At 66.3% G+C, this 4,184-nt stretch carries 3 protein-coding genes; all 3 read right to left on the bottom strand.

The annotated features are described in order from the left end of the window. Nucleotides 1-15: 15 nt before the first annotated feature. The 3 genes from ACIQWR_RS41405 to ACIQWR_RS41395 are packed head-to-tail and all read right to left on the bottom strand — an operon-like array spanning nucleotide 16 to nucleotide 3,982. Nucleotides 16-2,553: a hypothetical protein gene (locus tag ACIQWR_RS41405; protein ID WP_404021335.1), complete on the bottom strand. Its 2,538-nt coding sequence runs from the start codon at nucleotides 2,551-2,553 to the stop codon at nucleotides 16-18. A 6-nt stretch (nucleotides 2,554-2,559) separates the two neighbouring features. After that, entirely contained in the window at nucleotides 2,560-2,901 is a 342-nt protein-coding gene (locus ACIQWR_RS41400) for a helix-turn-helix domain-containing protein (protein WP_404021333.1), read from the bottom strand. Between the two features lie 10 nt (nucleotides 2,902-2,911). After that, nucleotides 2,912-3,982, bottom strand: coding sequence for a tyrosine-type recombinase/integrase (locus tag ACIQWR_RS41395; protein WP_404021330.1), 1,071 nt, complete (start codon nucleotides 3,980-3,982; stop codon nucleotides 2,912-2,914). Between the last annotated feature and the right edge of the window lie 202 nt (nucleotides 3,983-4,184).

Below are 4,184 nucleotides of genomic sequence, written 5' to 3'. Positions count from 1 at the left end.
TATCGGTAAGTGCGGCTATTGGGACTTGCGGAATGCTTGTCGGCGGGAGAGCTCAGCGGCGTAGCCAGCTCGTGTGGCGCCTGCCTCCTTGGTCCACTTCTCGGCCCGGTCGATGTGGAGTCCAAGGAGGCGGCTGAGCACGACGGCAGGGAGTTCGGAGGAGAGTTCCATCAGGGTGGTGTTGCGGGCGGGCCGAGCCTGGATGCCCAGTGCGGTGAGTTTGCGCATGAGCTGGCGGCTGCTGATTGGTTGCCCGCCGGCTAGGCCGGGGAAGAGCCATGGATGATCGTTGCTGCGGCCAAGGGTTGAGTACCCGTGCCGTTGTTGGACGAGTTCGAGCACCAGGGAATCCAGGGGTGGTGGCAGGTCGGTCGGGTGCGAGCCGAGCGTCAGCATGGTGCGGTCACCCTCCCGCGTGACCTGGTCGACTCGGATGCGGGAGGTCCGGCTCAGTGGCTGGGCGAACAGCAGGAGAAGCAGGCCGGCGGCGCGGGTCGCGGTGTCGATGTCGTCGCCCTCAACGAGCCGGCGGACGTGGGCCCAGCGCTGATCATCTTCGATGAGGACCATCGAGCTGTCCTTGGGCGGGAGCGGGATGGTCACTCGGTGTGCATGGCGGTTGCGTACTGACCAGACCAAGAAGGTCCGGGCTAGGTAGCGCACCCAGATGTCGCTGTTCAGCCAGTCGTCGATGTCGTGCTGAGTGCAGGTGGCCAGGTTTGTGCCGCGGGACCGGAGCCAGGTGACTAGCCGGATCGCCGCCTTGATCTCCCGGCGCACGACCACGGTTTGGTGGAGCGAGAGGGGTTGCTTCTCCGCGATGCGGCGAAGGCGGCGCAGGTGGTGCCAGTTCGCGAAGCCGCGGATCACTTGGCGCTCGGTGGGGTCCTCAATCTTGGCGATGGCGCGAGGTAGCCAACGCTCCAGCTGAGCGAGCTGTTCGTCCCGGGCCGGCAGGACTCCGTCGGCGGCCAGTGCCGCTCGTAGGTGCTGCACCGCTTTGATCGGGTGCTGAAGGCCGTCGAGGAATTCGTGCGTCACGGGCGCTTTCTCGGTGGCGAGAGCGGTCAGCAGGTGCCGCGGAACAGGTTTGCGAAGCCAGGTGAGGAGAGTGAGGGGGTCGCCTCGGCGTAAGCACCGGAGCACCGGCTCCAGGTCTGGGCGAACAGTTCCGTCGGGCCCACTGAGCAGGCCGGACAGCTGCCTGTCGAGAGCGCACGTGTTGCAGAGACCGTGATGGTAGAGCCGTTCGAGAACGCCGCACTGGCCGCAGTTCCGGCGGGCGATGGGGTGCTTGTCATAGCAGACCTGGCAGATGGCTTCCCCGTCCGTTCCTCGTCCTTTGATCGGCTTGGTTCTGCCGCAGACGTGGCAGGGGAATCGGATCGTGCCGCAGCTGCCGCAGAGTGGGCTCCCGTCGGGCAGTCGGCGTTTCACCTGGCGTACGTTTTGGCAGCGCGAGCACGTCTGGGGCGGCCGAAGCCGACTGGAGCATGTTTCGCAGCGGGGTGCCTCGCTGCCGGCGAAGTGGCAGGGCCGCGTGCGTCCGCAGTCCGCGCAGACGGCGTCGGGTATTCGGAAGCACCGCCTGCAGAGGAGCCGGTCGCCCTCGCGGCGAACGATGAGGGCGGTTCGTCCGCAACTGGTGCAGAGTTTGTGGTTGACCGGGTCGGCTCGGGTGCAGGGGTGGCACAGAGGCTGACCGTCCATGGTCCTGCTCGCGATAGGTTTGTCCTGCCCGCAGCGGGAGCACGTCAGGACGCGGAGCTTCTCGTAGCAGGCTCGGCAGGCCCGCTGGCCGTTCAGAGCGTGACGGAGTTTGCGGTCGGTGCCGCAGAACGGGCACTGCGGCAGCACGATGTTCCGAGTGTCGCGGGCGAGCAGGTCTTCGATCAGCAGGATGAGCTTTTGCGGCCCGAGGGCACCTTCGCCGGTCAGTAGCCGGGGGTTGTTCTCCAGAGCCCTGGCCAGTTGACGCTGATGCGTGAGCAGCGGGCAGACGTCCCGGACGGCGGCGGCGACTTCTTCGCGGGGAAGTCTGGGCTCGATCGCGGCCACGTGGTCGCAGACGACGTCGACGGGGTTCTGGTCGCCGGTGTCGGGGTGGTGGACGCAGCGTGCCCGGCCGAGGTGATCGCGGTTGGTGATGTGCGAGGGCAGGCCGCAGATCACGCACGGATCGTCTTTCGCTGCCTGCTTCATCCGGCAGTAGGCGCATATCCGTTGGTCACCGTCGAGGCTGAGGAGCTTGTGCTGTTTGCCGCAGCGGGCGCATCGGGGCAGCGCGACCCGTTTGGCGCCGGTCGCCTGCAGGGCCTGTATGAGTTTTTGGACCGTGACAGGCCCTTCGGGCCGGCTGGAGGTCAGCAGCTCGGGATCGCTGTTCAGGGCCTGGGCGAGAGTGCGGCGCTGCGGCTTCGTCCTTGCGATCGAGGCGACGGCCTCCACGACCGCATCCGGAGCGAGCTCGGGCTCGATGGCCAGGACGATCTCGGTGATCACGGCGGTCGGTTCCGTGAGGAACCGGGGAGCCTGGCTTGTGAGGTCGGACATGGTGGTCTACTCCGCCACGATCCGGGCTCGCTTGGGCCGCAGCTCGCCCAGTCCGCCGTGTCCGTCGCCGGGAGAACCGCCTGCCGCCTTGCGGCGGCGCCGAGCGCCGCCGGCGGCGGCGACTGGCTCGACCAGTTCCTCCATCGTGCAGCCGAGGATGTCGAGGAGGGCCATGAGCGTCTTCAAGCTCAGCCGCTCGGGCCGTTCCACCACGAGTCGGTAGGTCTGGCTGGGAGACAGGGCGATGCCCCGCTCGGCCAGCAGGGGCCGTAGATCGGTCGTGGAGAACATCCCGCGGATCGCCATGACCTCACGCAGGTGCCAGCGGTAATCCAACTTTGCCGTCATGTCGTAATCCCTACTGGTCAGCGGCGGTCAGGGCGCGGTCGAGGACCTTGCGCATCATGGTGTTCATGAAATCCCCGCTGACCCCGGTGTAGATCGCGGTCGTGGAGGCGTAGACGTGTCCGACCTGTTCCTGGATGAACTTCTGGTCCGCCCCGTCCTCGATGTTGTGCGTCACATATGAATGCCTCAGACAGTGCGGGGTGAGGCCGGAATCCATGCCCAGGGCGTCACGGTATTCGGCGAACCGGGCCTCGATCTCCCGGGGTTGAAGCCGACCGCCCCGCTCGGTCAGCCAGAGTGCCGTCCCGCCGCTTTCCTGGTAGCGCGGGCGGACGTTGACGCAGTAGTCCTCAAGGGATTCGACTGCCCACGGCATCAGGCTCAGCACTGTGCGCCGGCGAGGCGGCGACCCCTTCGTCCGCTTTCCGTAGCGGACGTGCAGGGACCCGAATCTGCCGAGCTCGGGAGCCTTGGGGTTCTTGTAGAAGTCGAAGGTGTCCAGCCGGGACGTCTCCGCGGCGCGCAGTCCCCAGCCGTAGATGGCCTTGAACACGGTGGCATCCCGGTAGGCGGCCAAGGCTCCCTTGCGGCCGAGCCTGATCGCCCGGTCGACCTGGTCGTCGGCGTAGTCGAACAGGGCCTGGCATTCCTCTCGGGTCATCGGGCGCCGGTCGGCGCCGCCTTCGTATTCGGTGAGGTGGGCGACGGTGTTCCATTCATGGCAGATCTGGATCGGGTGGCTCCCGAACCGTTCCTCGCAGACCTGGGCCCACTGGTAGTACGGCGAGGTGATGTAGTCGCAGAATTGCCGGATCGAGCCCTGGTAGTTCCGGATTGTCGACTCGGATCTCTCACCTGCGGCGATCAGCTCGGTCATCCAGTCGTCGAGGTCTCCGGCCGACCAGCTCCACGGGTAGGCGTTGGAGTACTCCATGAACCGGCGTACCACCGCCAGCCGGTCGCTGATCGTCTTCGGCCGCAGCCTCCGCCCGCCTCGCTGCTGTCGCCGCCAGCCCTCCAACATCCCGTCGAAGACCGCGTCCTCGGGGTGCAGGAGAGCAACCCCGTCGACCAAGACCATCCTGGCAATCGGGTCATCCGACGCATCTTGAGCCACCACACACCTCCTCCAGTAGCCGCGTGAATCATGCACCAAATGCAAGATGATCCACAAAGGGCCAGGTCAGGGGTGCAGCTTGAAGTTCAGGCGAAGAGAAGGAAGTATGTAGATCGGCAGGGTCGCCTCAGGTCTAGTCATGCATCTGATGCAATTCCCCGGGGTT

The organism is Streptomyces sp. NPDC098789, assembly GCF_044759975.1.
GTDB lineage: Bacteria > Actinomycetota > Actinomycetes > Streptomycetales > Streptomycetaceae > Streptomyces.
The sequence above is the reverse complement of the archived record's forward strand: the minus strand, read 5'-3'. Positions and strand labels throughout refer to the sequence as shown.